This window comes from Rhizobium sp. BE258 (assembly GCF_031457345.1).
Taxonomy (GTDB): Bacteria; Pseudomonadota; Alphaproteobacteria; order Rhizobiales; family Rhizobiaceae; genus Rhizobium.
In genome coordinates this window covers 577,220-603,234 of the sequence record NZ_JAVDWL010000002.1, presented here as the reverse complement: position 1 = coordinate 603,234, position 26,015 = coordinate 577,220, and the positions used below count along the sequence as shown (strand labels likewise).

General features: G+C 62.2%; 28 protein-coding genes. 12 read left to right on the top strand and 16 right to left on the bottom strand.

The genetic code is table 11. The features are described 5' to 3' along the window. Positions 1-13 precede the first annotated feature (13 nt). Both J2X43_RS08220 and J2X43_RS08215 read right to left on the bottom strand, forming a co-directional pair. Positions 14-511, bottom strand: a complete 498-nt coding sequence (locus tag J2X43_RS08220; protein WP_112387505.1) for a CAP domain-containing protein — start codon at positions 509-511, stop codon at positions 14-16. A gap of 2 nt (positions 512-513) precedes the next feature. Next, positions 514-780: a DUF6460 domain-containing protein gene (locus tag J2X43_RS08215; protein ID WP_112387506.1), complete on the bottom strand. Its 267-nt coding sequence runs from the start codon at positions 778-780 to the stop codon at positions 514-516. 142 nt (positions 781-922) lie between these two features. On the opposite strand from J2X43_RS08215, the gene J2X43_RS08210 reads away from it, so the two are divergent. The 3 genes from J2X43_RS08210 to J2X43_RS08200 all read left to right on the top strand — a co-directional run bounded on the left by J2X43_RS08210 (position 923) and on the right by J2X43_RS08200 (position 2,938). Beyond that, positions 923-1,855, top strand: coding sequence for a methyltransferase (locus J2X43_RS08210; protein WP_310293123.1), 933 nt, complete (start codon positions 923-925; stop codon positions 1,853-1,855). A 209-nt stretch (positions 1,856-2,064) separates the two neighbouring features. Beyond that, positions 2,065-2,700 (top strand): YitT family protein, encoded by a 636-nt coding sequence (locus tag J2X43_RS08205; protein WP_112387507.1) that lies wholly within the window; start codon positions 2,065-2,067, stop codon positions 2,698-2,700. Between the two features lie 82 nt (positions 2,701-2,782). Continuing rightward, positions 2,783-2,938 (top strand): hypothetical protein, encoded by a 156-nt coding sequence (locus J2X43_RS08200; RefSeq protein ID WP_310293121.1) that lies wholly within the window; start codon positions 2,783-2,785, stop codon positions 2,936-2,938. A 43-nt stretch (positions 2,939-2,981) separates the two neighbouring features. Here J2X43_RS08200 and J2X43_RS08195 read toward each other — a convergent pair whose 3' ends face one another. The 3 genes from J2X43_RS08195 to J2X43_RS08185 all read right to left on the bottom strand — a co-directional run bounded on the left by J2X43_RS08195 (position 2,982) and on the right by J2X43_RS08185 (position 4,984). Continuing rightward, complete coding sequence (locus tag J2X43_RS08195) at positions 2,982-3,443, bottom strand: carboxymuconolactone decarboxylase family protein (RefSeq protein WP_112538573.1); 462 nt, start codon at positions 3,441-3,443, stop codon at positions 2,982-2,984. 25 nt (positions 3,444-3,468) lie between these two features. After that, on the bottom strand, positions 3,469-3,969 hold the full coding sequence (locus J2X43_RS08190; RefSeq protein WP_310293119.1) for an Rrf2 family transcriptional regulator: 501 nt from the start codon (positions 3,967-3,969) through the stop codon (positions 3,469-3,471). An 82-nt stretch (positions 3,970-4,051) separates the two neighbouring features. Further along, on the bottom strand, positions 4,052-4,984 hold the full coding sequence (locus tag J2X43_RS08185; RefSeq protein ID WP_310293117.1) for an alpha/beta hydrolase: 933 nt from the start codon (positions 4,982-4,984) through the stop codon (positions 4,052-4,054). Positions 4,985-5,114: 130 nt separating this feature from the next. Here J2X43_RS08185 and J2X43_RS08180 point away from each other — a divergent pair, with 130 nt between their 5' ends. Genes J2X43_RS08180 through pdeM form a run of 3 tightly spaced genes read left to right on the top strand, consistent with a single transcriptional unit; the run spans position 5,115 to position 9,041 of the window. Next, the gene (locus J2X43_RS08180) at positions 5,115-5,738 is read left to right on the top strand and encodes a YitT family protein (protein WP_112387511.1); all 624 of its coding nucleotides are present in this window, start codon (positions 5,115-5,117) and stop codon (positions 5,736-5,738) included. A 44-nt stretch (positions 5,739-5,782) separates the two neighbouring features. Further along, positions 5,783-8,293 (top strand): ligase-associated DNA damage response DEXH box helicase, encoded by a 2,511-nt coding sequence (locus J2X43_RS08175; protein WP_310293115.1) that lies wholly within the window; start codon positions 5,783-5,785, stop codon positions 8,291-8,293. A gap of 22 nt (positions 8,294-8,315) precedes the next feature. Then, on the top strand, positions 8,316-9,041 hold the full coding sequence (pdeM, locus tag J2X43_RS08170; protein WP_310293113.1) for a ligase-associated DNA damage response endonuclease PdeM: 726 nt from the start codon (positions 8,316-8,318) through the stop codon (positions 9,039-9,041). 9 nt (positions 9,042-9,050) lie between these two features. Here the strand turns inward: pdeM and J2X43_RS08165 are convergent, their stop codons facing one another. After that, positions 9,051-9,632: a transglycosylase SLT domain-containing protein gene (locus J2X43_RS08165; protein WP_112387514.1), complete on the bottom strand. Its 582-nt coding sequence runs from the start codon at positions 9,630-9,632 to the stop codon at positions 9,051-9,053. Between the two features lie 292 nt (positions 9,633-9,924). Continuing rightward, positions 9,925-10,485 carry a dihydrofolate reductase family protein gene (locus J2X43_RS08155; RefSeq protein ID WP_310293110.1) on the bottom strand — a complete coding sequence of 187 codons (561 nt, stop codon included), beginning with the start codon at positions 10,483-10,485 and terminating at the stop codon, positions 9,925-9,927. Positions 10,486-10,602: 117 nt separating this feature from the next. Here J2X43_RS08155 and J2X43_RS08150 point away from each other — a divergent pair, with 117 nt between their 5' ends. Beyond that, positions 10,603-11,106: a helix-turn-helix domain-containing protein gene (locus tag J2X43_RS08150; RefSeq protein ID WP_112514008.1), complete on the top strand. Its 504-nt coding sequence runs from the start codon at positions 10,603-10,605 to the stop codon at positions 11,104-11,106. Here J2X43_RS08150 and J2X43_RS08145 read toward each other — a convergent pair whose 3' ends face one another. The 6 genes from J2X43_RS08145 to J2X43_RS08120 all read right to left on the bottom strand — a co-directional run bounded on the left by J2X43_RS08145 (position 11,107) and on the right by J2X43_RS08120 (position 19,380). Next, the gene (locus J2X43_RS08145) at positions 11,107-11,913 is read right to left on the bottom strand and encodes a TIGR02186 family protein (RefSeq protein ID WP_310293107.1); all 807 of its coding nucleotides are present in this window, start codon (positions 11,911-11,913) and stop codon (positions 11,107-11,109) included. It abuts the gene before it with no gap. After that, positions 11,913-12,833, bottom strand: coding sequence for a sulfite exporter TauE/SafE family protein (locus J2X43_RS08140; protein WP_310293105.1), 921 nt, complete (start codon positions 12,831-12,833; stop codon positions 11,913-11,915). The genes J2X43_RS08145 and J2X43_RS08140 overlap by 1 nt, the downstream gene beginning before the upstream one ends. Before the next feature lie 240 nt (positions 12,834-13,073). Next, positions 13,074-14,141 (bottom strand): D-alanine--D-alanine ligase family protein, encoded by a 1,068-nt coding sequence (locus J2X43_RS08135; protein ID WP_310293103.1) that lies wholly within the window; start codon positions 14,139-14,141, stop codon positions 13,074-13,076. 33 nt (positions 14,142-14,174) lie between these two features. Beyond that, complete coding sequence (locus tag J2X43_RS08130) at positions 14,175-14,789, bottom strand: C39 family peptidase (RefSeq protein WP_310293766.1); 615 nt, start codon at positions 14,787-14,789, stop codon at positions 14,175-14,177. A gap of 113 nt (positions 14,790-14,902) precedes the next feature. Continuing rightward, positions 14,903-18,667, bottom strand: coding sequence for a peptidoglycan-binding protein (locus J2X43_RS08125; RefSeq protein WP_310293101.1), 3,765 nt, complete (start codon positions 18,665-18,667; stop codon positions 14,903-14,905). Between the two features lie 254 nt (positions 18,668-18,921). After that, entirely contained in the window at positions 18,922-19,380 is a 459-nt protein-coding gene (locus J2X43_RS08120; RefSeq protein ID WP_112387521.1) for an Lrp/AsnC family transcriptional regulator, read from the bottom strand. Between the two features lie 125 nt (positions 19,381-19,505). Here J2X43_RS08120 and J2X43_RS08115 point away from each other — a divergent pair, with 125 nt between their 5' ends. Continuing rightward, positions 19,506-20,789: a cystathionine gamma-synthase family protein gene (locus J2X43_RS08115; protein ID WP_112387522.1), complete on the top strand. Its 1,284-nt coding sequence runs from the start codon at positions 19,506-19,508 to the stop codon at positions 20,787-20,789. A gap of 12 nt (positions 20,790-20,801) precedes the next feature. Here the strand turns inward: J2X43_RS08115 and J2X43_RS08110 are convergent, their stop codons facing one another. Then, entirely contained in the window at positions 20,802-21,173 is a 372-nt protein-coding gene (locus J2X43_RS08110) for a hypothetical protein (protein WP_112387523.1), read from the bottom strand. Between the two features lie 76 nt (positions 21,174-21,249). After that, on the bottom strand, positions 21,250-21,669 hold the full coding sequence (locus tag J2X43_RS08105; protein WP_112387524.1) for a hypothetical protein: 420 nt from the start codon (positions 21,667-21,669) through the stop codon (positions 21,250-21,252). Between the two features lie 172 nt (positions 21,670-21,841). Between J2X43_RS08105 and J2X43_RS08100 the strand changes: the two genes are divergently transcribed. Next, positions 21,842-22,870: a sensor domain-containing diguanylate cyclase gene (locus J2X43_RS08100; RefSeq protein ID WP_310293096.1), complete on the top strand. Its 1,029-nt coding sequence runs from the start codon at positions 21,842-21,844 to the stop codon at positions 22,868-22,870. On the opposite strand, the gene J2X43_RS08095 is transcribed toward J2X43_RS08100, so the two are convergent. Then, positions 22,849-24,294, bottom strand: coding sequence for a PLP-dependent aminotransferase family protein (locus tag J2X43_RS08095; RefSeq protein WP_405049571.1), 1,446 nt, complete (start codon positions 24,292-24,294; stop codon positions 22,849-22,851). The genes J2X43_RS08100 and J2X43_RS08095 overlap by 22 nt on opposite strands. Before the next feature lie 83 nt (positions 24,295-24,377). Between J2X43_RS08095 and J2X43_RS08090 the strand changes: the two genes are divergently transcribed. From J2X43_RS08090 to J2X43_RS08080, 3 genes are all read left to right on the top strand, one after another. Further along, on the top strand, positions 24,378-25,277 hold the full coding sequence (locus J2X43_RS08090; protein WP_310293094.1) for a DMT family transporter: 900 nt from the start codon (positions 24,378-24,380) through the stop codon (positions 25,275-25,277). 138 nt (positions 25,278-25,415) lie between these two features. After that, entirely contained in the window at positions 25,416-25,604 is a 189-nt protein-coding gene (locus J2X43_RS08085; protein ID WP_310293092.1) for a hypothetical protein, read from the top strand. A gap of 46 nt (positions 25,605-25,650) precedes the next feature. Beyond that, complete coding sequence (locus J2X43_RS08080) at positions 25,651-25,968, top strand: hypothetical protein (RefSeq protein WP_310293089.1); 318 nt, start codon at positions 25,651-25,653, stop codon at positions 25,966-25,968. Positions 25,969-26,015 lie beyond the last annotated feature (47 nt).

The window sequence follows — 26,015 nt, the reverse complement described above, 5'->3', positions numbered from 1 at the left end:
AGGCAGAATCGCCTCAGTTCGAGAGCACCATGGCCCAATAGGGCCAGTTGTTGGAAGATGCATTATGCGCGACGGCAACGCCGACGCCGCTATAGCGGCCGAGCATGTTTTCCAGATGATGCGGCGAGTTGATCCACGCCTGAACGATGCCATCGACAGACTTCTGGCCGACGCCGATATTCTCGGCCGCCGGAAGCTGCACGCCGCTCGCCTTCACACGGGCGCCAAAACTGTCGGACATGCCCATGAGATGCGCCATCTTGCCGGCGCTCGCCATGCGCTTCGCCTGGAAGATCGCTGCAGCACTTGCCGCCGGGTCGATGCTGAGCGGCGGCAGGCCGTTCTTGGCACGCAGCTGGTTGACGAGCGGCAGAGCGGCCGCCGTCTCATCCTGACCGTCCGAGGGCGTCGACGACATCTTCGGTGTGGTGGTGCAGCTTGCAACGCCCGCGACAAGTGCAAGGCCTGAGAGGCGCAGCAACCCGCGCCGGGAAACGATTGTGAAGCTCATGATCAGCGGCGATAGTTGAAGAGACGGATGATGATGAAGATCGGAATGACGATCGTGGCGCCGAGCAAGAGATAATCGCCGACGCGGCCGAGGGCCGAGAAGCCGCGATACCAGATTTCCCGGATGAAATCGCGAATGCCGTAGACGATCTCATACGGCGTCCAGCCGAAGATCGTCATGACGAAGCCGACGATCAGCGAAACCACCAAGAGCTTCACCAAAGTTCGGCCGAGCGAGTCGCCGAGAAACTTGTTCACCTGATCGGACATTCACATCTCCTGTTTGCCCTGAGATACGGTCGCGAATCATTGCTCGCAAGCCTTTTCCAGAGCTGTCCGCCCCGCCTCTGAAATAGGACTTGAGTTTTTTTGTGGCCACCGCCAAATGCGCGAGCACTCAAAAGGTCCCATTATGCAGCAGAGCCAGCTCTCTTCAGGCGACGTCATTGCCGACCGCCGCGCCGATTACGCCAAGATGCTCGATGAAGGCGGCGAGCCGGAGGCGGCGGCGGAACTCATGGAACAGGCCCTGGAACTGACGCCATCCTGGGCGGCCGGCTGGTACCGGCTGGCGACCTATCGCGAAAAGGCCGGCAACACGGCTGGCGCAGCCGATGGCTACAGGCAGACCGTCGCGCTCGACCCCGAAGATATCTTCGGCGCAGGCCTCAAGCTTGCGCTTCTCGGCGAAGCGGAGACACCGGACCAGCCGCCGAGCCGCTATGTCGAGCGTCTCTTCGACGACTATGCCGGTCGTTTCGAGACCTCGCTTGTCGAAAAGCTCGACTACTCCGTCCCGCAGAAGCTGGCAGCCGTGGTGGCGTCAACCGGCCGCCGCTATACGCTGGCCGTCGATCTCGGCTGCGGCACAGGCCTCCTCGGGCCGGAAATCCGCGACACCGTCGATGTGCTTGAGGGCTATGATCTCTCGCAGAACATGCTGGCCAAGGCGGAAGAGAAGGCGATCTACGATCACCTGGCCCAGGCCGATCTCTCGCTCTCTCCCGAAAGCTCCGGCATCTTTTCAGGCAGAAGCGAAACCCGCGCTGACCTGATCACCGCTGCCGACGTCCTGATGTATCTCGGCAATCTCGAAAGCGTTTTCGCGATTGCGGAACGGCTTGCTGTGCCGGGCGGCGACTTCGCTTTCTCTGTCGAGGATGCAGGCGAGGGCGATAGCTTTCATCTGGCGCCTTCGCTGCGATATGCCCACACGGAAACCTATGTCCGAGCCCTCTCCGCTCGCCACGGCTTCGATGTGCTGAAAATCGAGAAAACCACCATTCGCAAAGATGGCGGAAAACCGGTTTCCGGTATTCTGTTCCTTACGCGCCGGGGCAAGTGAACGCACAAATCTTGCGAATTTGAAATAGGTCAGCATTGCTTACATATTTCGCTTGCTCGCAAGTGCGAAAAGCCCAATAATTCCGCCATCAGCCGACCGGCGCCGCGATCTAAAAGCAGGAACGCCCCGGCTCTCTCATCATCGAAAATCCATCGCGCAGGATTGTCTCCGGCGCTCTTGAACTCGTCTGCCGTTTGGAGATTAGCGACATGACCCAGCTCATCAGTGCCCTCGGTTTCTGGAACACCAGCGCCACGCGTCACACGGCAGTCGAAGATGTCCAGGGCATCTTCACCGGCAGCCTCGTCTCGGCGCTCGGCCTTTACGTTCTCGCCAGCGCCGGCCTTCTGACCGGCAGTACCGCGGGGATCGCCTTCCTGCTCCACTACGCGTTCGGTATCAATTTCGGCTTGGCCTTCTTCTTCCTGAATGTGCCGTTCTTCTATCTCTCCTGGAAGCGTCTCGGCATCGCCTTCACGCTGAAGACCTTCATCGCCATCGGCCTCACCTCGGCGCTGACAAGCCTGCAGCCGAAGGTCATGGCGATCGCCACGATCCAGCCCGCATGGGCGGCCCTTCTCGGCGGCCTGCTGCTCGGCTTCGGCCTTCTGGCGCTTTACCGCCACCGCGCCAGCCTCGGCGGCGTCGGCATTCTCGGTATCTATATGCAGGAGCGTTTCGGCATCCGCGCCGGTCTCGTTCAGCTCGCTATCGATATGTGCGTGCTGGCGGCGGCCTTCTTCGTCACCACGCCGCCGGTCGTCTTCTATTCGGTGCTGGGCGCGGTGGTGCTCAATCTGTTTCTGACGATCAACCATCGCGCCGATCGCTACATCGCGCTGTGAGCGCGCGTGAACAAATCGTAACTTGCCTCATCCATGCTGCAGCGCGAAAATGACCTCGCGCCGGAAATGATGAGGTGACGATATGTCAGAACTGGAAAAGCTTGTCAGACGCCGCATGAAGGAAGAATACGCGAAGGGTGCCTCAGCCGAGGAAATCTCCCAGACCCTCCGCCAGGTCTTCAACAGCGTCGATCCCTCCGCCGAACGGCCGGTCCAGACCGCACCCAAGACGAATTGATGAATGAACCCCTCTCCCCGTTTGGAGAGAGGGGCTCGTAGCCTCAGGCAGCCTTTGCCGGCTGGTCGATCGGGTGCTGTGCCCGGAAGCCGACGGCGAGGCGGTTCCAGACATTTATCGCGCCGATCGCCACGGTAATCTTGGTGATTTCTTCTTCGCCGAAATGCGCCTTCAGCGCCTCGTAATCGGCATCCGGAGCGCCGGTCGAAGCGATGTTCGTGACAGCATCGACCCAGCCGAGCAGCGCGCGTTCCCTGGCATCATAGACCGGCGATTCACGCCAGACGCACATCAGGTTGATCCACTGTTCGGAAAGACCGTCGTGACGCGCTTCCTTCACATGCATATCGACGCAGTAAGCGCAGCCGTTGATCTGCGAGGCGCGCAGCTTGATCAGGTGGATGAAGCGGCGCTCGAGACCTGAGGTCTGGACATACTGCTCCAATGCAGCGACGGCCTTGTAAGCATCAGGGGCAGCCTTGGCGAAATTGAAACGGGGTTGCATCGTCATTCTCCTTTGGGGGTAAGGCTCATCGAGCCGCTTTGCGTTCGTTCAAGTCCATGAAGGCGCAACCGCGGGCGGCGATGCCTCCGTCATCATCGGCGGCAAGGTCCGCCAGAATGTCTGAGATCTTTGTCTTGGCGAGTTCGGCGCGATAGGCGCGCTCGGCTTTCAGCATCGCCGCCGTGACCTGGCACGGCTTGGTGAAGTAGCGCTGCGGCAGCGGGTTTGGCCCGCGCTGACGAATTTCGCTGCAGCGGAAGGCGGGCGCCGGGCCCTCGACGGCAAGCACGATATCAAGCAGCGAAATAGCATCGGGCTTTTTCGCCAGCCGGTAGCCGCCTTTCGGCCCCGGCACGGTGCTCAGCAGCCCGGCACCCGAAAGCGCCTGCAGATGCTTCAGGAGATAACTCGTCGAAACGCCGTGAAATTCGGCGAGTGCGGCGGCCGACAGCACGCCTTCGGCAGAAAGGCCGGCAAGCACCGCGACGCAATGAATGGCCTGCTCGACACCATCGCTGAGTTTCATCGAAGTCACCTCCTCAATTCGTGGATAAAAAATATCCATGATTATCGCGGGAGTCAAGCGTGTTGTGAAAGAGGAGGAAATTTCAGCCGCGAGGCGGGATTTGCTTGTCGAGCCAGGTGGCAAAATAGTCCGGCCATGCGCCCGTATCACTGCCCGGCACGCCCATGCCGAAGCCATGGCCGCCACTCGCCAGCCGATGCAGCTCGACCGGCACGTCTGCCTTCTCGCAGGCGGCTTCCATGATCAGGGTATTCTGCGGATCGGAAATCGGATCGTCTTGCGCCTGCACGAGGAAAACCGGCGGGCAATGCGCCTTCACGTGATCTTCCACCGACCACTCCGAGGTAAGGGCCGCACCCGGATGGCTGCCGATCAGCACCTTTCGCGTCGAGGTACGGTCGAACGGCGGTTTCAGGGTGATGACGGGATAGATCAATGCCGCAAGATCCGGCCGCGCCGAAAGCCCGTCGGCCGCATCGATCGGCTCGTAGGAAGCGAAAGCCGATCGCGTCGCCGCCAGGCCGAGAAGGTGGCCGCCCGCAGAAAAGCCGAGGACGCCGAGGCGGTCGGGATTGATCTGGAAGGTTCCGGCATTCGCCCGGATCAGCCGCAGCGCACGCTGCGCGTCCTGCAGCGGCGCCAGTGGCCCGGCCTTCCAGCCTTCGGCCGGAAGCCGGTAGCAAAGCACGAAGGCGGTGATCCCGCGATCGTTCAGCCACTGCGCGGCCGGTAGCGCCTCGCTCCGCATCTCGATGCGCTTGTAGCCGCCGCCCGCCGCGATCAGGAAGGCCGTCCCATTGGGAGCTTTCGGCGCAAAGACATCGATCTTCGGCACCGCGATGTTGCTGACCGCCCCCTTGGAATTCTGCCGCACATCGCCCGACGGACCACCACCGCCCGGAGGAGAGCTCGGCCACAGCGGCAGGCTGGCGGGTGCCGCGGCTGCCGCTCTAGATATCCCGGGAAGAAGGGCGAGTGCGCCGATGGCGGCAAGGATCGAGCGGCGTGTCGGCATCTTCTGTCTCTCTTCGGTGTCAGCCGTCAGGCCGCTCCAGCAATGCGGCGAAAATGCAGATCGCTGACGGGGACATCTTGCCAAGCGGCTCCGTCAGGATAGAAAGAGCCAAACCGGGAGGGGGAAAATAATGGCATTCACAGGCGTCTTGAACTCTTCGGCAGACCGCCACTCGCTCCTTGACGATGCCCAGGGCCTGGTTGCCGGAAGCATGCTTGCGGTGCTCGGCGTCTCGCTACTTTCAGGCGCCGGTCTTCTGACGGGCGGCACGGCCGGCATGGCCTTCCTGATGCATTACGCCACCGGCTGGAGTTTCGGCCTCTGCTTCTTCGCCGTAAACCTGCCCTTCTATTATCTCGCCTTTCGCCGCCTCGGGCCTGCCTTCACGGTCAAGACCTTTATTGCGATTGCCATGACCTCGGCACTGTCCGAGGTTGCGCCTCGCTTCATCAGTCTTTCGCATGTCGATCCGATCGCCGGTGCCCTCTTCGGCGGCCTGGTCATCGGCGCGGGCATGCTGGCGCTCTTCCGCCATCGCGCCAGCCTGGGCGGCGTCGGCATTCTGGCGCTCTATATCCAGGATCGTTTCGGCTGGCGGGCAGGCCTCGTCCAGCTCGGCTTCGACGGCATCATTCTGGCCCTGTCCTTCTTCGTCGCCAGCCCGTTCATCATCGCCTGCTCGGTGCTTGGCGCAGTGGTCCTGAACCTCACGCTCGCCATCAATCACCGCAAGGACCGCTATATCGCGATGTGAGATCGCGCTCTTCTCTTTCGCCCTGATTTCACTACCTTTATGGCGTGGACCAAGTCGATACCGATAGCAGCCTTGCCCTGCCTGCCCCTTTTCTCCGCTGGTTTGCGGAAAAGGGCTGGCGGCCGCGCACGCATCAGCTGGAATTGCTGGCGCGCGCCGAAGCCGGCGAGAGCACGCTGCTGATCGCACCAACGGGCGCCGGCAAGACGCTGGCCGGTTTTCTGCCGGCGCTGACCGATCTGACCCGCCGCGGCAAGATCCCGCCCGGCTCGGCCTTCACCGGCATCCACACGCTCTACGTCTCGCCGCTGAAGGCGCTCGCCGTCGATATCGAGCGCAATCTGACCAAGCCCGTCGAAGAGATGGGCCTGCCCGTCAGCATCGAAAACCGCACCGGCGACACGCCGAATGCCAAGCGCCAGCGCCAGAAGCTCAACCCGCCCGATATCCTGCTGACGACGCCGGAGCAGGTGGCGCTGCTGCTAGCCAACAAGGAAGCCGAACGCTTCTTCAGGGACCTGAAATATATCGTGCTGGACGAGTTGCACTCGCTCGTCACCTCCAAGCGCGGCCACATGCTCTCCCTCGGCATCGCCAGGCTCCGCAGGCTCGCCCCCGATCTGCAGACCATTGGCCTTTCCGCCACCGTCGCCGAGCCGATGGACCTGCAGAAATGGCTGGTGGCCCAGGAAGAGGGCGAGGAGAGACATGCCGGTCTCGTCACCGTCGAAGGCGGCGCGAAGCCCGATATCTCGATCCTGAAGACCGAGGAACGCATTCCCTGGTCGGGTCACTCCGCCAAATACGCCATTCCTGATGTCTACAAACAGCTTCTCGATCACCAGACGACGCTGCTCTTCGTCAACACCCGCTCGCAGGCGGAAATGCTGTTCCAGGAACTCTGGACGATCAACGAGGACAATCTGCCGATCGCCCTGCATCACGGTTCGCTCGATGTCAGCCAGCGGCGCAAGGTGGAAGCGGCGATGGCCGCCAACAAGCTACGCGCCGTCGTTGCCACCTCGACGCTCGATCTCGGCATCGACTGGGGCGATGTCGATCTCGTCATCCATGTCGGCGCGCCCAAGGGCGCCTCGCGTCTCGCCCAGCGCATCGGCCGCGCCAATCACCGCATGGACGAACCTTCGAAGGCGATCCTCGTGCCTGCCAACCGCTTCGAGGTGATGGAGTGTCAGGCGGCGCTCGATGCGAATTACATCGGTGCGCAGGACACGCCGCCGGTTGGCCGTGGCGCGCTGGATGTGCTGGCCCAGCACGTGCTCGGCATGGCCTGCGCCGAACCGTTCGATATGCTGCAGCTCTATGACGAGATCCGGACCGCGTCCCCCTATGCCGATCTCGCCTGGGAAACTTTCGAGCAGATCGTCGATTTCGTCGCGACCGGCGGCTATGCGCTGCGCACCTACGAGCGCTACGCCCGCATCCGCAAAACCAGCGACGGTCTTTGGCGCGTCTCCAATCCGCAGGTCGCCCAGCAATACCGGCTCAATCTCGGTACCATCGTCGAGAGCCCGATGCTGAACCTGAAGATGGTCAAGCGCGGCGAGGGCGGGCGCATCGGCCGCGGCGGGGCGGTGCTCGGCAAGATGGAGGAGTATTTCTTCGAGCAGCTGTCGCCGGGCGATACCTTCATCTTCTCCGGCAAGGTGCTGCGCTTCGAAGGCATCCGCGAAAACGAGGCGCTCGCCTCGCAGGCCTTCTCCCTCGATCCCAAGATCCCATCCTATGCCGGCGGCAAGTTTCCGCTCTCGACCTATCTCGCCGATCAGGTCCGCTCGATGATCGCCGATCCTGACCGCTGGCACCATTTGCCGGATCAGGTGCGTGACTGGCTGTCGCTGCAGAAGGACAAGTCGATGCTGCCGAAGCGCGACGAGCTGCTGATCGAGACCTTCCCGCGCGGCAGCCGCTGCTACATGGTCGCCTACCCCTTCGAGGGGCGCCTGGCCCACCAGACGCTCGGCATGCTGCTCACACGGCGGCTGGAGCGCGCAGGCGCGAAACCGCTCGGCTTCGTCTGTACGGATTACTCGCTCGGCATCTGGGGCTTGGAGGATATGGGCCAGATGATCTCAAGCGGCCGCCTCAGCCTCGCCGACCTTTTCGATGAGGACATGCTCGGCGACGATCTGGAAGAATGGCTCGACGAATCCTTTCTTTTGAAGCGCACCTTCCGCAATTGCGCCGTGATTGCAGGCTTGATCGAGCGCCGTCACCCGGGCAAGGAAAAGAGCGGCCGGCAGGTCACCGTTTCCGCGGATCTGATCTATGACGTACTGCGAAGCCACGAGCCTGATCACATCCTGCTGCAGGCGACGCGGCAGGATGCCGGCACCGGGCTTTTGGATATTTCCCGGCTTGGCGATATGCTGAGACGAATCAAGGGTCACATCACGCATCGCGCGCTGGACCACATCTCGCCGCTCGCCGTGCCCGTCATGCTCGAGATTGGCAAGGAAGCGGTGCCGGGCGAAGCCCATGATGCACTGCTCGCCGAAGCGGCAGACGACCTCATCGCCGAGGCGATGAGCTGATGAATTAGGATAGAAGACCGCAATGAACCGCCTGGCGCTGGCGCGCGAACTCAACGGATTGGTCCCGATGCCCGGCGTGGAAACGTCGGTGGCTGGTGTTGCCGCCGTCTGCGATCCGCTCGGCGCGCTCTATCTGCCGGAAACAGGCATGCTCGTCGTCTCCGACCTGCATCTGGAGAAGGGTGCCGCCTTCGCCCGCCGCGGCATGATGCTGCCGCCCTATGACACACTGGCGACGCTCACCGTTCTCTCGGCCGTCATCACCCGCTACGATCCGAAGATCGTCGTCTCGCTCGGCGACAATTTCCATGATCGCGTCGGCTCTCAGCATCTGCCGGAACCCTTCCGCATGCTGATTTCGGACATGGCCCGCGGCCGCGAATGGATATGGATCAACGGCAACCATGATCCTGACGGTACCGTCGATCTGCCCGGCATCTCAACCGACGAGATCCACTATGGCGGCCTTACCTTCCGGCACGAGCCGAAGGGTGGATTGCAACAGGGCGAAATCGCCGGTCACCTGCACCCAGCCGCCACCGTCCGCCGCCGCGAAAAATCGATCCGCCGTCCCTGCTTTGCCACGGATGGTTCGCGCCTGCTGATGCCCGCCTTCGGCGTCATGAGCGGCGGCCTCGATCTCGGCCACAAGGCGATGAAGGGCCTGTTTGATCACGCATCGCTGGTCGCGCACCTGCTGGGCCGAGACCGCATCTATTCCGTCCGGTTCGGGAACCTGCGCGGCTAAGCTCGCGCCTCAATCGCACCCATTCAGCTGCTGCTGATAGGTCGCGGCCATATTCGCAAACTTCTGCGCCGTCTTCTGCAGCTGGCCGTTCGAGCGCCAGTCGCCGCGCTTGTAGCCGGTCGGGCCGGAATAGTAGGCGAGGTAGAGATTGTAGGCATCGTTGCGCTGGATGCCGGTCGCCTGGCTGTTGCTGTAGTGGTACCAGGCAATGAAATCGATCGCGTCGGCGAAGTTGGTGCGGCGGCCGGTCCAGTTTCCCGTCTCCGACTGATAGTGGCTCCAGGTGCCGTCAAGCGCCTGCGAATAGCCGTAGGCGGTCGATTGCCGCGTCCAGGGAATGAAGCCGAAGAGTTTCGTGCGCGGCGGACGGGCGTTCGGCTGGAAGCCCGATTCCACATACATCGTCGCCATCAGGATCGGCACGGGAATGCCGTATTTCTTTTCGGCGCGCTCGGCCTCGCGCTGCCAGTTGGTAAACAGCCCATCGCGCTGGTCGAAGACCGCGCAGATATTTCGTGTCTGACGGGGCGCCGTCGCACAGCCGGCAACAAGTGCCAGCAGCACCAGGGCGAGAAGTGTACGGATACGCAAAACTGAACCTCTCGTTTCGAGAGATTACTAACTCGTAAATCTTAAAGAGCCGTTTTTATTCAAAGGTGAAGTTGTGTCCCTCAAAAGGCGGGAGCGCGGCAGAGCCGATCAGGCCAGGGATTGCCCCCATCCCGCAGCCACAGGAACAGTGTCCAGCCAGAATCCGTCTGTGTGGTGGGAGTGAAACAGCCTGAAATGGCCTATTCTATCGAAACCCAGATCGGCAGGCGTAAGAATCAGCTGTTCGGCTGCTTAGTGACACCCGACTTCTCGGCCACAACATCAACGAAACCTAAACCGCTTTCGGCACCGCGTAGCGCAGAATGACGCCGCCGTTCTTGGTCGCCGTGCTCTCGATGAGCGTCAGGGCGCGCTGTTCGCTGGCGGGCTTGAAATGGGGATTGCCGCTGCCGAGAATGACCGGCACGAGGCAGATGCGGATCTCATCGACCAACCCTGCTTTCAGCATCCCGTCGGCGAGTTCGGCGCTGCCGAAGATGAAGATCGTCTTGCCATCCTGCTGTTTCAGCTTCGTGAGCTCTGCGACGGGATCGCTGACGAGGCGCGTGTTGTTCCAGGTCGCCTCGGTCAGGGTGCGGGAAACGGCAATCTTGGCGATGCTGTTCATATAGGGCTTGATATTGTCTTCGTCTTCGGTCGTCGTCCAATAGGCGGCCATGCCCTCGTAGGTCTTGCGGCCGAAGACCAGCAGGTCGCCTTCCTTGCCGAACTGCTCGGAATAGGCTTCCAGTTCCGGTCCCCAGACCAGCGTATGGAAGCCGATATCCCAGGGCTTCGTGCCCTCGAAATAGCCATCAAGCGTCATCAGATTCCAGACAACGAGCTTGCGCATTTGCATTTCCTCCCTTTGAACGTCTAAATCTATCATAGTCAAAACCGATTGCGAAAAGCAATCGGTTGAGCACGGGGTAAACCACCGGCAAAATGCAATCGGTTTTGGGAGCTGGGAATGAATGAGTTGCACCGCTCGGGTTGCCCAATCAATCTGACGCTCGAGGTCCTCGGCGACAGATGGAGCCTGATCGTCATCCGAGACATCATGTTCGGCAATCGCCGCCATTTTCGCGAGCTGCTGCAGAATTCGGTGGAGGGGATCGCCTCGAACATCCTGGCAGACCGCCTTCGCCGTCTCGTCGACAAAGGGTTGCTTACCAAGGAAGACGATCCGAGCCACAAGCAGAAGTCGGTCTATAGCCTCACCGAAATGTCGATCGATCTCGTGCCCTTGTTGGCGCAGATGGGTGCCTGGGGGCGAAAGCACATGCCTGTTTCAGAGGAACTGGCGATCCGTGCCGAACTGCTGGAAAATGGCGGAGCGCCGCTGTGGAACGATTTCATGGATGAGCTGCGCGCCAAGCATCTCGGCATGGAGCTTCCACCGGGAACGCCTTCGGTCCTCGGGCGGCTGACAGAAGCCTATCTCGAGGTCGTCGCGCGGAAGAAAAGCGCCTGATCAGTCCTTGCGGAAGACGATGCTGGCCAGCCAGCCTGTGATCAGCGCCAGGAACACGGAGAAGGCACCGTAAAGGATCGGCTTCTCGTGCGCTGCATCGGTGATCATCTGCTCGATGCCGGTTTTGATGACGCGCAGCGGCACGGATTTCTGCGTCACCAGCTTTCCGCTCTTGAACAGGTAGGCGCGCACCGTATGCACACCGTTCGGAATGTTGGCCGGAAGCCGCAGGCTCGCCTTGAAGAGGTTGGAGCTGACGAAGCGGACCCCCGAGGGATCGCGCTCATAGAGGCCGCCGCTCTGCTGCAGGCGGCGGAAGGATTCGCGGAATTCGCCCAGACTGCTGCCATCGCCGACATAGCCGACCGGCGTCAGCGGAATGTGGTCGATGCCGATCCCCTCGTCGGTGAGGTCGAGCGGCGTCGTGACGTCGTCGATCGCCCGTGAGCTCGACATCGAGTAGGAATGCGGCACGGCCTCGAAGGTCATCGAGCTAGTGTTGATCCAGATGCCGAAGACGCGCTGCTTCTTGCGCACCGTGGCGTTCTCGCGCGGGCCCTCCAAAACGACGACCACGTCATATTGCCCGACGGCGAGCAGCAGCTGGTCGGTCTCGGTGACAGCGCCGAAGATCGTCAGGTCCGCACCGCGGAAATCAGAGGTGATGGCGATTTCGCTGGTCGAGGTGCCAATCTCCAGGCCTTCGCGGGAGCTCTCGGAATTCTGCCCGGGCAGCAGCATCTGTCCCGATGCAAGGCCGGGCAGGAGGAGGGCGAGCGACAAGGCGAAGGCTGGAAGGCAGCGCATCAATTGCCTCCCATCACGATCGAGTAGATATCGGCAGGCGTGACGACCAGCGAAATCGCCAGACGAATGCCGACTGCAAGAACCAGCAGACCGAGAAGGGCGCGCAGCTGTTCGCCGCGCAGCTTCTGGCCGACACGCACGCCATACTGCGCACCGATGACACCGGCGACCATCAGGATGAAGGCCAGCACGATATCGACGGAAAAGTTCGTCGCGGCCTGCACGATCGTCGTGTAGGCGGTGACGAAGATGATCTGGAACAGCGAGGTGCCGACGACGACATTCGTCGGAATGCGCAGCAGGTAGATCATCGCCGGAACCATGATGAAGCCGCCGCCGACGCCCATGACGGATGTCAGGATGCCGATCCCGAAGCCGAGCGCGATCACCGGGATGACGCTGAGATAGATTTTCGATTTCTTGAAGCGCACCTTGAAGGGCAGGCGATGCACCCAGTGGTGATGCCCGGGCTTTCGCGGCGCCGGCGCCTCGTTCTTTGCCGCGCGGCGCATCGCGTTGACGCTTTCGAGCAGCATCAGCCCGCCGACGGTGCCGAGAAACACAACGTAAAGCAGGGAGATGAACAGGTCGAGCTGGCCGAGACGGCGCAGTAGCGAGAAGATCCAGATACCGACAGTCGCGCCCGAAAGGCCACCGACGAGAAGCACCGATCCCAGTTTGACATCGAGCGTGCCGCGCCGGAAATGCGTGATCGCGCCGGAGATCGACGATGCCACGACCTGATTGGCACCGGTGGCGACGGCAACGACGGGCGGGATGTTGTAGAAGATCAGCAGCGGCGTGATCAGGAAGCCGCCGCCAACGCCAAACATGCCCGACAGGAAGCCGACGGCGGCGCCCATGCCAAGAATGATGAAGATGTTCACCGACAACTCTGCGATGGGCAGATAAATTGCCACAACCGACCCCGATTACTCACTGCCCCCGCCGGGCAGGCGCGCTTGTCCCGTTCGAATGGCGCATCATACTTGGAAATCGTTGCCAGAGGCTTTCGAGAAACGACATCCGTTCCGCACATTCCGCGGCGATAACTCCCGAATAATCCGGCTTTTTTCAGGATTTATGACAGGCCTTCGCGAAGTCCTGATGTTTTCTTGCCCGGCACCTGTCTGTGGCGCCGGGTAAAGACCATCTCTTGCCTAGAGACCGGCCCGTGCCAGCCCATGTTCGACAAGCCGGTCGATGACCTCGGGATAGCTGACGCCGCTTGCCGCCATCGCCTTCGAATACATGCTGATATCGGTGAAGCCGGGGATCGTGTTCACCTCGTTAATCAGGAAGCGCGTGTCCTCGGTCAGGAAGAAATCGACGCGGGCCATGCCGTCGCAACCGAGTGCCCGGAAGGCGAGCGCCGCGGTCTCGCGGATCTTTGCCTCGATCTCCGGCGGCAGCTCAGCAGGAATCTTCAGTGCCGCCCCGTCCTCGTCGATATATTTGGCATCGTAGCTGTAGAAGCCATGACTTTCTGCGGGGATGATCTCGCCCGGACGGGAAACGAAGAGCCCGCCCTTGGTGTCTTCAAGCACACTGCATTCGATCTCGCGTCCGCGGACGAATTCTTCGGCCAGCAGCTTCCGGTCATGCGTGAAGCCTTCCGCAAGCGCGGGACCGAATTCCTGGCTGCCGGAAACTTTGCGGACGCCAACCGACGACCCTTGCCGCGCCGGCTTGATGAACAGTGGCAGGCCAAGTTCGCCTTCGAGTGCGTCGAATGTGGGTGACTTTCCCTCATGGATCGTCACACCACGGGCAACCGGCAGGCCTGCCGCGCGCAGCAGCTGCTTGGCGATATCCTTGTCGAGCGCTGTCGCCGAGCCGAGGATGCCGCAGCCCACCAGCGGCACGCGGGCGACCTCGGCCAGCCCCTGCACCGATCCATCCTCGCCATGGATCCCGTGCAGCACCGGAAACAGGATATCGATCTTGCCGGCATCGCTGATCTTGCCCGCGTCGATGGCGATCATCCGTCCAAATCCGCCGGGGACGAGCGCCAGCTCGGTGCCGCTGAGAGGCTTGGCCAGGTTTCCATCCTCGAAGCGGCTGAGCATCCACTGGCCCTCGCGGGTGACGAAAACCGGAACCGCTTCGTACTTCGAAGGCTCCAGCGCCCGCATCACATTCGTTGCCGATAGCACCGAAACGTCATGTTCCGCCGAGCGGCCGCCGAAGAGCACGGCGATGCGCAGCTTGCCGCGGGAAGATGTCATGAAAACCTCCGGAATGATCTGGTGTTGAAATGGTCAGAAGCCGACGGCGATGCCGCGATTGGCGAAGAAGCGGTCGAAAACCGAAAGCGGCATCGTCACGTCGGCCTGGCTCGCGGCATCGTGACCGGATGGATTGTGGAAGCGGATCGTCTCCGGCGAAGCCGCCGTGACCAGAACCAAGTGTCCGCCCTTCGACGGCGGTACGCGGTCCGGCCAGCGAATGCCGCTATTGACGGACGCGATGAAGAACGGTCGCTCCGCCAGAAGCGCCGGGATAGCTGATGTCCGGACGCCGGTCATTGTCTCGGCGGCAAGTCCGAAATGCTCGCGCACGTAGGTTACGAAGGGCGCATAGATCAGCCCCTTGATCGAGGCATCCAGCTCATTGACGACATAGCCGCCATAGGCAGTGCAGGCGCGCGCCAATGCCAGAGTCGGGTGGATCTCGCCGCGGGCGGCAAGCACCATCTTCAGGCAGGCCATGCCGCAGACATTGACGGCCCAGCGCGCATAATCCTCTACCGTCTCTGCACCCGACCGCTGCCAGAGCGGATCGCGCAACAGGGCTGCGGAGCCTTCTGCAAGCACGGGCAACGTCATGTCGGCCGTTTCCCATTGGCTGAAATAGGGCACGCTGTCCCGCTGAATGCTCACGAATCCCCCGGCTGGCAATCAATCACGGTGGCGAAACTCCAAAAGCAAAACGACCCTTTTGCGGCGAAGGCAAAAGGGCCGTTCCGATTTCGCTTTTTTACGCCGGCTTATGCCTTGGTGGCGTTCTTGGTGTTGCGCTCCAGCAGAGCTTTCACCGTGTCGTCGTTGATCTTGCCGGTAGGATCCTGGCCGATCGACTTCTGGAAGCTCTTGATCGCCGAGACGGTCTTGGCGCCCATCTCGCCGTCAGGCGTACCGGCGTCGAAGCCGTTATTGTTCAGGATCGCCTGAATGTTGCGGATCGCCTTCTTCATGTCGACGCTGGAGGTGCTGGTGCCCTTGCCGCTCCAGGCGTCAGGCACGTCGATGCCGTTGGCCTTGTTGTCGAGCTGCTGCGGTTTCCAGGCGTCGGTGGTGGCGCGTGCCTTGTCGAGATCGGCAGGCTTCATCGCCTTGGCCACTTCGTCGCGCTTGGCACCAGCGTCCTTGTCGCCACCCTTGGCTGCGATCGCGAACCACTTGTAGCTCTCGCCGAGATCCTGCGTCACGCCATTGCCGCGGGCGCAGAGGATGGCGAGGTTGAACTGGCTGTCGGTGATGCCGAGATTGGCAGCCTTGGTGAACCAGTTCGCCGCCGTCGCATAATCCTGCTGTCCGAGCGCGCCGGAGGCGTAGAGCACGGCAAGATTATGCATGGAGCTGGCATTGCCCTGGTTGGCGGCCTGCTCATAATAGTCCTTGGCCTTGTTGATGTCGCGGGCGACACCGGTGCCCTTTTCATAGATGCTGCCGAGGCGGTACTGCGCCGGGGCAAAGCCCTTGTCCGCAGAAAGCTGGTACCACTTGACGGCATCGGCTTCGCTGACCGTCACGCCGTTGCGGCCTTCGCTGTAACGGGCAGCGATTTCGAACAGGGCGAGTGCATCGCCAGCGCGTGCCGCGTCGGCAAGTGCCGCCGGCTGGATCACGTCAGGAATGGTCAGGCCCGGCTGGGCCGGTGCCGCGTTGGTCGAGGCCGGGGCATCCTTCGGCGCGAAGGCCGTGGCGTCCTGCGTCGGGGCGCCCGGCGTCAGGGTCGCAGCGCCTTCGCCGTCGAGCGGTGCCGCATCGGTCAGGTGCTCGGTTGGTGCAGTTGGCGGAACGGCGGCCTGAGGCGCAGCTTCGGGAGCAGCCGGTGCTTCATTCTGGGCGGCTACAGGTGCATCGGCCTGCGGAGCGGCCGAGGTGTCGGCCGTTGCCGGGGTCTGCGTGGCATCGCTCAGCACGGCCACTTCGGCCGGCGGTGCGCTTTGGCCGGATGTCAGCGTCCGGGCAAGCGGGAACGCCATGATCGCTAGAAGAACGGCGCCGACGGCGAGAAGCAGCGGACGGCGGAAGCGCGAGAACGAGCTTGCGCCACCGGCTGGCTTCGGAGCCTTCGCCTTCTTCTCACCCTTGACCGGCTGTGCCTTCGGGTCGGATTCGATTGCGGCAGCCTGTGCCGCGCGGCGGGCGGCCGCGATATAGTCGGCGCGATCGTTTTCGGTCGCGGGCTTTGGATTGGCGCGCGCTGCACTCTGGCTGGCGCGAACCCGCTCCAGGATTTTCTTGACGTCAGGAGCGCCGGAGCCCGGCTCCAGCAGCTCGTTGGCCTCTTCGGACGGCACGACATCGACAGGATCGATCGACGGGACCGGATCGATGATGGTGCGCTCGCCGGCCTGGGCCCTCGGCGCCTTCTTGCCCGGCATCAGCTTCTTGCCGAGCGCCAGAAACAGGCTCTTGCTTTGCTTGGCGTCAGCGGCGGGCTTGGTAGCGGCCTCGATTGCGATTGCGCTGGTGTGGCTGACGGGAGGCTGCATCGGCTGCGGCGCAGCCGGTTCGCTGACGGCGCGGGCAACAGGTGCGGCAGCGGCAGTCTTCGTTCCAAACACTGCAGGCCTTTCGGCCTCAGCGCCGGCCGGGATCAGCGAATAGGGATCGACTTCGAAATCGGCGTTGGCGGCCGGCATCCGTGCAGCCGGCCTGCTGTTGCGCGTTTCCATGTCGTCAAGCCGGTCGGCAATATGGACGAGCGTTTCATGCAGGGCCTGGAACGTCTTGTGGGTGCGTTCCTCGCCGCTGCGGCTCAGATCCTCGAGTTGGCGAAGATCGGCGGCAAGGGCGTTCAGCGCCGACATGTCGGCGGCCGGGACGGAACCCGCCTGCAGGTTGCCATTGCGGGAATAGGCATCGACCACCGCTTCGGCGGCCTGGCGTGCGGCTTCGATGATATATTCGTCGCTCGTTGCCATGTAATCTTCGATCGCGCCCATGCGACGGTCGAGATCGATCGACAGTCCCTCGTTGCCGCGCGGTTCGTGCAGCAGTGCCGAAAGATTGGCGATCTGGTCTTCGAGGCTCTTCAGTGCTCGCGAGTCGGTTGCCGGTGCCGCCGTGCTTTCTTCAAGCCGGGCGGCGATGTCGCTGAGGCGGCCCTCGATGCGGCGGAAGGCGCTGTCATCGACAGGCGCCTGGGCCACCGGCGCAGGCTGCATTTCCATCTGGTCGATACGGCGGGCGAGATAGTCGAGACGCTCTGCCAGAACATCGTTGACCGCACCGCTTTCGAGCGCATCGATCTTGCGGGAAATATCGGCCAGCGCGCCGTTCAGTTCAGGCTGGGCAGCGGCCTTGTGGGTTCGCTCCAGCATGTAGGACAGCTGTTCCAGCCGTTCGTCCAGGCGCGAGCTTGCCTTGGTGTTTGCCAGTTCCTCGACGCGGCGCGTCAGCATTTCCAGCCGGTCGGCCATGCCATCGGCAGGGTTCGAGCGGCTTTCGACACTACGGCCCATCAGGTCGATCTGTTCGGCCAGCGCGTTCAGGCGGCCTTCGAGGCGGTGCATCAGCGCCGGATCGCCGCTGGTGGCATTGCGGCTGCTGGCGGCGATCGCCCGGCTGATTTCGTCGAGGCGCGTATCCATTGCCGCGAACTGCTCGGACATTGCCCGGTCATGCGGCTGGATCATGCTGCCGAACTGTTCCATCGCGCTGGCGATGGAGATCAGCTTGTCTTCGAGTGCCCGCACGGCCGGGCTTTCGCCCATGCCGCCGATGTGGCGCTTGATATCGTCAAGGCGGTAGGCGAGCGTCACCAGCTCTTCCTGCAGGCCCGCCGTGTCCAGCGCGTGCAGCTGGTTTTCGAAACCATCCCAGCGGCTTTCCATGTGACGAACGGAATCCTCGCGGGCGAGGCCGTCCATCAGCGAGCGCAGTTCGTCGAATTCGCTGCGCAGTCCCGCAGCTTCCGGACCGGCAGAGCGGTGCGACAGCTGGTCGATGCTCTCGGCCAGGCGGCCCATGTCTTCGCGGATGTCGTCGGCAAAGCGGCGGTCCTGCGCCGATGACTTGAGGTCGCGAAGCTCGCTCCGCAGCGCACTCATTTCGCGGGTCACACCTTCGGAAATATCGCGCTTGAGATCCTGGCGCAGGTTGACCAGCGCCTGGGCGATCTCGGTCATCGTATCGCTGGAGGCACCATAGGCGGGAGCCGGCGCTGCGGCCGGTGCCGGAGCGCGGATCGCGGGTGCCGGTTCACGGTAGGCGGCAGCAGCAGCTGCGCGTTCGGCGGCGGCGCGTTCGCGTCCCTGTTCCAGCATGCGCTGGCGCTGGCGGATTTCGGCGAGCGGATCGGGACGTGTTGCTGCGGGAGCGGCGTAGGCCGGTCGCGGCTGCTCGTAGGATCGCACATAGGCGTCACGTTCCGGCGGCGCGTTGCGCGGCGCAACGTCGCGCGGGCCATTGCCGCCCATCAGTCCTTCGATGCGCGCCTCCAGGCCTTCGATCGTGCGATTAAGCGCGTCGAGAGACGACCTTTCGGGGCTCCGGGGAGAATTTGATCGCGATCCGTTCATCTTCTTGCTCGCTTCGTCTGCCTCAACCCTCGTCAGGGTTCGGCTATTGGCTTGAGAGACCGTACATCCGAGTTTAGTTTTTTAGACTTTCCTCAAGCTGGACGGCGTAGCGGCATTCCGAAGAAACGCGAGACTTGAAAAAGGAATGCGGATTACCACTGCTCACCGCGCACCTTTCACGAAACGTGGTAAACAACCCGTTAACTTGTGTGAGAATTTTTAACGTTTGGATCTTTGCTGCGCTTTTCCGGGGCTTAGGAGCGCCGCGCTTTGATCGTGTTCATCACGAAGCTGGTCTCGATCGTATCGACGCATTTCAGCTTGGCGATCTTGTCCTTGATGAAACGTTCGTACTGTTCAAGCCCGGCACTCATCACCTTCAGCACATAGTCTTTCGAGCCGGTGACCAGATGGCACTCCAGCACCTCGTCCCAGCCGCGCACGGCATTCTCGAACATCTGGATCTCGTCCTCGTGCTGGCGGCTAAGGCGGATCGAAGCGATTGCCGTCATCGTCCAGCCCTCGACGGCGGGATCGATCAGCGCCGTGTAACCCTTGATCACACCGGTCTCCTCCAGCCGCCGCAACCGCCTGAGGCAGGCGGAAGCCGATAGCCCGACGCGCTCGGCCAGCTCGTTGTTGGTGATCCGTGCATCGGCTGCCAACTCCCGGAGGATGCGGCGATCGATCTCGTCGGCAATTTTCTGCGTCATGCTGATGAAACTCCGCAATAAGTTGCTCTGCGGAACATCATACCGCGCGAAATAGCAAGAAAGTGCCGCCGCATTTGATATAATTTGCGGTGCGAAAACCGTGACATCGATCGAGGAGACATCCGATGACTGCGCCGCACCCTTCGAGAACCCATATCGGCAATCATGCCCTGCATCCGGAAACCCAGATGCTGAACTATGGCTACGATCCCGAACTCTCCGAAGGCGCCGTCAAGCCGCCGGTCTTCCTGACCTCCACCTTCGTCTTCAAGTCCGCCGAAGATGGCCGCGACTTCTTCGACTATGTCTCCGGCCGCAAGGAGCCGCCGGAAGGCAAGGGGGCTGGTCTCGTCTATTCGCGCTTCAACCACCCGAACAGCGAGATCGTCGAGGATCGTCTTGCCGTCTATGAGCGGACGGAAAGCTGCGTGCTGTTTTCATCGGGCATGTCGGCGATCGCCACGACGCTGCTGGCCTTCGTCCGCCCCGGCGATACAGTGCTCCACTCCCAGCCGCTCTACGGCGGCACTGAAACGCTGCTCGCACGGACCTTCCTCAATCTCGGCGTCTCGGCCGTTGGATTTGCTGATGGTGTCAGCGAAACCTCGGTAGAGGCAGCAGCCGAAGAGGCCATGGCCAAAGGCCGTGTTTCGGTCATTCTGATCGAAACGCCGGCCAATCCGACCAACAGCCTGGTCGATGTCGCGATGATCCGCCGCGTCGCCGATGCGATCGGCAGGAAGCAGGGTCACACCCCGATCGTCGCCTGCGACAACACGCTGCTCGGCCCGGTCTTCCAGCGGCCGATCGAGCATGGCGCCGATATCTCGCTTTATTCGTTGACCAAATATGTCGGCGGGCACTCGGACCTGATCGCCGGTGCCGCCCTTGGCCGCAAGGCTGTGATGAAGCAGGTGAAGGCGCTGCGCGGTGCCATCGGCACGCAGCTCGATCCGCATTCCTGCTGGATGCTCGGGCGGTCGCTGGAAACGCTGCAGATCCGCATGGAGCGGGCAAACAGCAATGCCGAGGCGGTTGCCGGTTTCCTGCGCGATCACCCGAAGGTCGAGCGAATCCATTATCTGCCCTACAACGACGCGCAGTCGCCGGTTGGCCAGACATTCGCCACGCAATGCAGCGGCGCGGGTTCGACCTTTTCTTTCGACATCAAGGGTGGCCAGCCGGCCTCGTTCAAATTCCTGAACGCCTTGAAGATCTTCAAGCTCGCCGTCAGCCTCGGCGGAACGGAATCCCTGGCCTCTCACCCGGCAACGATGACGCATTCGGGCGTTCCGGCAGATGTGCGTCAGCGCATCGGCGTACTGGAATCGACGATCCGGCTGTCGATCGGCATCGAGCATCCCGACGACCTGATCGCCGATCTGGCATTGGCGCTCGACGAAGCGTAAGGGCGGGCGGCCTCAGGCCGCCGCTACCTCCCTGACGTCATCGAGAAGAAAATGCACGACGACATATTTCGTCGTGTAATGCCTGCCGCTATCCGAGGTCAGGTCGGCGCTGCCGCCATCCGCCGGATGCCAGGCGTGATAATGGGGGTTGGTGGTGATCAGGGTAATCGCCTTGCCGGCAAATCGGCCGTCGAGGCGATAACGGGCCTCGGCCAGAGGCCAGATCCGCTCGTAGTCTTCCTGTGGAATACGAACCTTCAGCGCGTTGCGACGGGTGGCGGCGCCATGCGTCCCATCCTCGTGGGTCACCGCTGGAAGGTCCAGCACCACTTCCTCCGCATCCTTGAGAACGAAATTGAATTCCTCAGGCCACATGCGTCTCATGAAATCGCTCCTCCCAAGCTCATTCTTCGGTTAGCCAGCGAAATGTAACGCGTCTGTCGGCGGAAGCAACAGCCGGTTATGAAAGCCAGTCCGGAAAGTCGTCGCCGGCGGGGACCCGGTCCCATGCCTGGGCGGCAATCTTCCAGCCGTCACTGCCCTTCACCAGCAGCATCATCTCGACATTGTTGCTGCGATCCCGTCCATTCTCGATCGCCTCGCAACTGGCAACGGCGACGGCGATATTGCCAAAAACCAGGATTTTGCTTGCAGGACAGCGCTCGGCAAAGGCCCGAAGGGAGGTCTGCGACAGGCCTTCCATGCGCTCGAGAAACTTGGCTGCCGTCTGCGCTCTTGCCGGGCGCGCCGATGCGAATAGCTGGGCATCCGGATGGAAGTCCTCCATGAAGCCATCGGCTTCAGGCCCAGCACCGTAAGTCCAGCTCAGATGGGCAAACTGGCGTGCGATGAGATCTGCAATGGCGCGATGGTCGTCCATGCGCTCCTCCGGTTGCAAGTGCAGTTCCAGCTTACCAGCTTTCCGCGCCAATGTCCGCTGCCGGAGATTGCTGCCAGCAAGGCCTTGTTAACATTCGTGGAACTTCAGCACTTGTGTTCGCGAATCATGGCATCATGTTTAAGCAGTTCGTGACTGACGACGGAGGTTTGGAATGGGACAGGTTGTCCGGCTCCCCGCCAATGAAGCTGAAAGATTGCTCGCTGTTCGCGCCTTGAATGCCGCGAGCCGCAGTCCGACGCCGGAACTTGCCGCCCTGGCCGAGCTCGCCCGCGGCGTCTTCGGCACTCCCTTTGCCGCCATCAACATCATCGACGAGGATTGGCAGCGGATCGCCGGCCAGGCCGGAATGCAGCTCGCCGAGTGCTCGCGCGATCTCTCCATCTGCACCCGCGTCGTCTATGCCAACGACCTCGTCATCGTCCCCGACCTGCAGCGCCATCCGGAATTGTCGCGCATGCCCTATGTCGAGGGTCATCCGCATTTTCGCTTTTATGCGGGAGCGCCGATCGAAACCGATGACAGCCTCGCCGTCGGCGCCTTTTGCATTCTCGACACCCGGCCGCGGGATCTCTCGGAAGTCGAAATCGACAGCCTCCGCCGCTTCGCGCTGGTCGCAAGCGCCTTGCTCCGCCTGCAGAAGGCCAACATGATCATGGGCCTTGCCGAAACCAGTCTCAGGGTTGCGGCGATGACCGATCCGCTCACTGGCTTCTACAATCGCTCGGCTCTCGCGGCGCTGGTCGATGGCGAACTCGACAGGTCGCTTGCCGCAGGCCAGACCTTCGGCGCTCTCTATCTCGACATGGATGGTTTCAAGGGCATCAACGACCGTCTCGGCCACCATGCTGGCGACGAAGTGCTGCGCGAGGCCGCAAACCGCATCCGCGCCGTCGTCCGGGCGGGTGATATCGCGGTGCGCATGGGTGGCGACGAGTTTGCGCTCTTCGTTCCCAATCCGCCGAATGCAGCCGCTCTATCCTCGGTCGCCGACCGGCTGGTGGCGGCCTTTCGCCAGCCTTTCGAGGTCGAGGGCCAGACAGTTTCCGCCCGCCTCAGCATCGGTGGTGCCTTGGCGCCGCAAGCCGGGACGAACCGTATCGATCTTCTCAAGGTCGTCGATACCGCGCTCTACCAGGCCAAGGCTGCGGGCCGTGACCGCTACCTGATCGCCGGCATCTGACGGGCCGCTTTCAGCGCTCTTTCCAGCGAGCGATAGATGCGCGGATCATCGCATTGCGCGGCATTGAAGCGCAGGTAGCTGTTGGATGTCTGCGAGAGGCTGAAGGCATTACCGGGCGCGAGCACGACATTATCGGCAAGGCAGGCCTGCGCGATATCTCCGGCATTGATCCCATCAGGCAGCCGGCACCACAGGAAGATTCCGGATCGTGGCCGGATCCATGGCTCGATGCCGAGCGCAGCCAGCCGGCCGATCGTGTCGTCCATGGCCTTGGAAAGCCGGACCTTCAACGTATCGAGATGCTTCCGGTAACTGCCGTCGGTCAGAAGCAGCAGTATCAGTTCGGCATTGAGCCTGCCGCCGCCGATGCTCGTCACTAGCTTGAGATCAATCAGCGGCTCGACCCATTCCGGCTTCGCTGCGATGAACCCGCAACGCACCGAAGTCGAAATCGTCTTCGAGAAGCTGCCGACATGCACGACCCGCTCCAAACCATCGAAAGCAGCCAGCCGCGGCGAGGGTTCATGCTCCAGATCGGCGAAGATATCGTCCTCGATGATTGTCATGTTGGCCCGCTCTGCCAGCTTAAGCAGCTTGTGCGCGACAACGGCGGAGCAGGTGGCTCCGGTTGGGTTGTGGATGGCCGAGTTGGTGATGTAGAGCCGCGGCCGGTGCTGTTCGATCGCCTGCTCGAAGGCTTCGATATCGGGGCCATGCGGTGTCATTGGCACCGCGACGGCCCTGGCACGATTGGCTCGCAGCAGCGCATGAAAGTTGAAGTAACAGGGATCGTCGACGATCACCGTATCGCCCGGCTCGATCAGGAACCGGCAGACCAGATCGATCGCCTGGGTGCCGGATTCCGTCAGGATGATGTGATCGGGGGAGGCCGGGATGCCGCGTTCGTTCATCCGCCGGGACAGCAATTGCCGCAATGGAAGCTGGCCGAGCGGCGTTCCGTAATTGGCAAGGACGGCATCCTCTCCGCGGGCAATGGTCCGCAGCGCCTTTCGCATCGCATCGACGGGCATCCAGCTTTCCGGCAGCCAGCCGCATCCGGGCTTCAGCAGGGCCGGGCTGTCTTCCAGCGATTGCCGGTAGACCCAGAGCGGATCGATCGCCCGGTCGAGTTTCGGCCCGATATCGGACAGCGTCAGCGGTGCTGGTGGGCTGGACGCGTAAAAGCCCGATCCCGGGCGTGAGCGAATAAGGCCTTCGGCCGCCAATCGCTCGTAAGCCTCGACCACAGTCGAAGCGGAGACATGCATGGTCTTGGCGAAGGCCCGCACCGAAGGCAACCGCGAACCTGCCACCAGTTCCCGCCCGGATATCCGCCTGCGTATCTCCGTCATCACGGCGCCGATGCGCTTGCCGCTCTCCGGATTCTTGATCGCCTGATCCATCTGTACTGTATCCGTGTCCATAACAGTTTGTTCGAACTGTACCGCACTGTCGCTGGCAATGCCATGCCCTCGGGTTCATAGCGGGCGAGAACAGGAGCATGCAGATGGACAGAACAGCAGCCGGTTGGCTCAGTGGCTTTGTGGGGATTCTCATTTTCAGCGGCTCGCTACCCGCGACCCGAGTTGCCGTGGCGAGTTTCGACCCAGTGTTCCTCACTGTGGCGCGCGGCGCGATCGCCGGCATTTTGGCTGGCGGGCTTCTGCTTCTGTTTCGCGAGAAACGCCCGCAGCGTGGTGATCTGCTGCCGCTCGTCGTCGTTGCCGTCGGCGTGGTCGTTGGCTTCCCGCTGCTGACGGCGCTGGCGCTGAAACACATCACCTCGGCGCATTCGACCGTCTTCATCGGCCTGTTGCCGCTCTCGACGGCGATCTTCGGTGTTCTGAGGGGCGGCGAGCGGCCGCAACCGGTCTTCTGGCTGTTCTCCTGCCTGGGCAGCGCCATCGTTGCCGGTTTCGCCCTGATCCAGAGCGACGGCGCAATATCGCCAAGCGATCTCTTGATGCTTGCCGCGATCATCGTTTGCGGTCTCGGTTATGCCGAGGGCGCGCGGCTTTCCCGCAAACTCGGTGGCTGGCAGGTGATTTCCTGGGCACTGGTCCTCTCTCTGCCGCTGATGTTAGTGCTCTCGGTCGTGGCCATGCCTGAAACGCTACCCTCTATAAGCAACCCATCCTGGCTTGGTCTCGCCTATGTCTCGCTGTTCAGCATGCTGATCGGCTTCATCTTCTGGTATCACGGCCTGGCGCTCGGCGGCATTGCCGGGGTCGGCCAGCTGCAGCTGCTGCAGCCGTTCTTCAGTCTGGTGCTCGCCGCAACCCTGCTCGGGGAAAGTGTCAGCTGGGGCATGCTGGCGGCCACGCTCGCCGTCGTTGCCTGTGTTGCCGGCGCGAAGAAATTTGCCAAGGCCGCACCGCCGCTGGCGCAGCCCGCGCTCAGCGCCTGAAGGCTCGCCTTGAGCGGCGTCATCACACATTTCGCCGCCGCTTCGCCTGCGTCAGAATAGCGCTCAAAAACTCCTGTCCAGCAGGAACTTCGGCGCCGCCTTCCGCGTTGATATGACGCCTTGAAGGAGGGCATTCCCATGAGCTCGCATATCGACCCCAAGATCACCTCGCTGCTCGATGCCAGAAAAGTGTGGAGCGTCAGCGATTTCGCCCGCAAACAGAGGTTGGACAAGAAGCAGGAGCGCGAGCTCGTTCAGCTCTTCGGGCACTTCGCGACGAAGCAGGAACTGATGGCAAATTGCCTGCGCCCGCGCCTCACACGATAGCGTTACAAAAGCCGGATATGGTGAGCCAGCTCACGGGGACCATTTCTTGTTTACAGACCTGATGTCCGAAATCCGGCATGCGCAGAAAAACATCGTCAACATGCATCGCTGGCAGCGCCGCTCGCTGATCCGCAAGATTGTCGATGAGCTTCACACGCTCCGCGACGACGATCTCTGCGACGGCGTCTTCGATCGCAACGACGATCTCGACAACTTGATCTTCAACGCCTGCACCTCCGTCAGCGCCCTGGCGGAGACTGATGACGCCTATTTCGGTCTGGTGCTCGAGGAGTTTTCCACTCTTCTGAAAGCCATGAGCGACGTGATCCGCAGGCAGTCTGCCCTCTCGGCCGAGCTTCACTGACGCATCGGGGCTTTCAGGTTGAAGCCGGACTGCATCGGGCTTTTCAC

What these genes read in the sequence shown, in the direction of transcription:
- J2X43_RS08105 (WP_112387524.1), bottom strand. Translation starts at nt 21,669, where the DNA reads ATGGACGACCATCGCGCCATTGCAGATCTCATCGCACGCCAGTTTGCC.
- J2X43_RS08190 (WP_310293119.1), bottom strand. Translation starts at nt 3,969, where the DNA reads ATGAAACTCAGCGATGGTGTCGAGCAGGCCATTCATTGCGTCGCGGTG.
- J2X43_RS08210 (WP_310293123.1), top strand. Translation starts at nt 923, where the DNA reads ATGCAGCAGAGCCAGCTCTCTTCAGGCGACGTCATTGCCGACCGCCGC.
- J2X43_RS08220 (WP_112387505.1), bottom strand. Translation starts at nt 511, where the DNA reads ATGAGCTTCACAATCGTTTCCCGGCGCGGGTTGCTGCGCCTCTCAGGC.
- J2X43_RS08120 (WP_112387521.1), bottom strand. Translation starts at nt 19,380, where the DNA reads ATGACGCAGAAAATTGCCGACGAGATCGATCGCCGCATCCTCCGGGAG.
- J2X43_RS08115 (WP_112387522.1), top strand. Translation starts at nt 19,506, where the DNA reads ATGACTGCGCCGCACCCTTCGAGAACCCATATCGGCAATCATGCCCTG.
- J2X43_RS08085 (WP_310293092.1), top strand. Translation starts at nt 25,416, where the DNA reads ATGAGCTCGCATATCGACCCCAAGATCACCTCGCTGCTCGATGCCAGA.
- J2X43_RS08090 (WP_310293094.1), top strand. Translation starts at nt 24,378, where the DNA reads ATGGACAGAACAGCAGCCGGTTGGCTCAGTGGCTTTGTGGGGATTCTC.
- J2X43_RS08180 (WP_112387511.1), top strand. Translation starts at nt 5,115, where the DNA reads ATGGCATTCACAGGCGTCTTGAACTCTTCGGCAGACCGCCACTCGCTC.
- pdeM (WP_310293113.1), top strand. Translation starts at nt 8,316, where the DNA reads ATGAACCGCCTGGCGCTGGCGCGCGAACTCAACGGATTGGTCCCGATG.
- J2X43_RS08195 (WP_112538573.1), bottom strand. Translation starts at nt 3,443, where the DNA reads ATGCAACCCCGTTTCAATTTCGCCAAGGCTGCCCCTGATGCTTACAAG.
- J2X43_RS08200 (WP_310293121.1), top strand. Translation starts at nt 2,783, where the DNA reads ATGTCAGAACTGGAAAAGCTTGTCAGACGCCGCATGAAGGAAGAATAC.
- J2X43_RS08110 (WP_112387523.1), bottom strand. Translation starts at nt 21,173, where the DNA reads ATGAGACGCATGTGGCCTGAGGAATTCAATTTCGTTCTCAAGGATGCG.
- J2X43_RS08100 (WP_310293096.1), top strand. Translation starts at nt 21,842, where the DNA reads ATGGGACAGGTTGTCCGGCTCCCCGCCAATGAAGCTGAAAGATTGCTC.
- J2X43_RS08125 (WP_310293101.1), bottom strand. Translation starts at nt 18,667, where the DNA reads ATGAACGGATCGCGATCAAATTCTCCCCGGAGCCCCGAAAGGTCGTCT.
- J2X43_RS08185 (WP_310293117.1), bottom strand. Translation starts at nt 4,984, where the DNA reads ATGCCGACACGCCGCTCGATCCTTGCCGCCATCGGCGCACTCGCCCTT.
- J2X43_RS08145 (WP_310293107.1), bottom strand. Translation starts at nt 11,913, where the DNA reads ATGCGCTGCCTTCCAGCCTTCGCCTTGTCGCTCGCCCTCCTCCTGCCC.
- J2X43_RS08150 (WP_112514008.1), top strand. Translation starts at nt 10,603, where the DNA reads ATGAATGAGTTGCACCGCTCGGGTTGCCCAATCAATCTGACGCTCGAG.
- J2X43_RS08155 (WP_310293110.1), bottom strand. Translation starts at nt 10,485, where the DNA reads ATGCGCAAGCTCGTTGTCTGGAATCTGATGACGCTTGATGGCTATTTC.
- J2X43_RS08095 (WP_405049571.1), bottom strand. Translation starts at nt 24,294, where the DNA reads ATGGACACGGATACAGTACAGATGGATCAGGCGATCAAGAATCCGGAG.
- J2X43_RS08215 (WP_112387506.1), bottom strand. Translation starts at nt 780, where the DNA reads ATGTCCGATCAGGTGAACAAGTTTCTCGGCGACTCGCTCGGCCGAACT.
- J2X43_RS08205 (WP_112387507.1), top strand. Translation starts at nt 2,065, where the DNA reads ATGACCCAGCTCATCAGTGCCCTCGGTTTCTGGAACACCAGCGCCACG.
- J2X43_RS08135 (WP_310293103.1), bottom strand. Translation starts at nt 14,141, where the DNA reads ATGACATCTTCCCGCGGCAAGCTGCGCATCGCCGTGCTCTTCGGCGGC.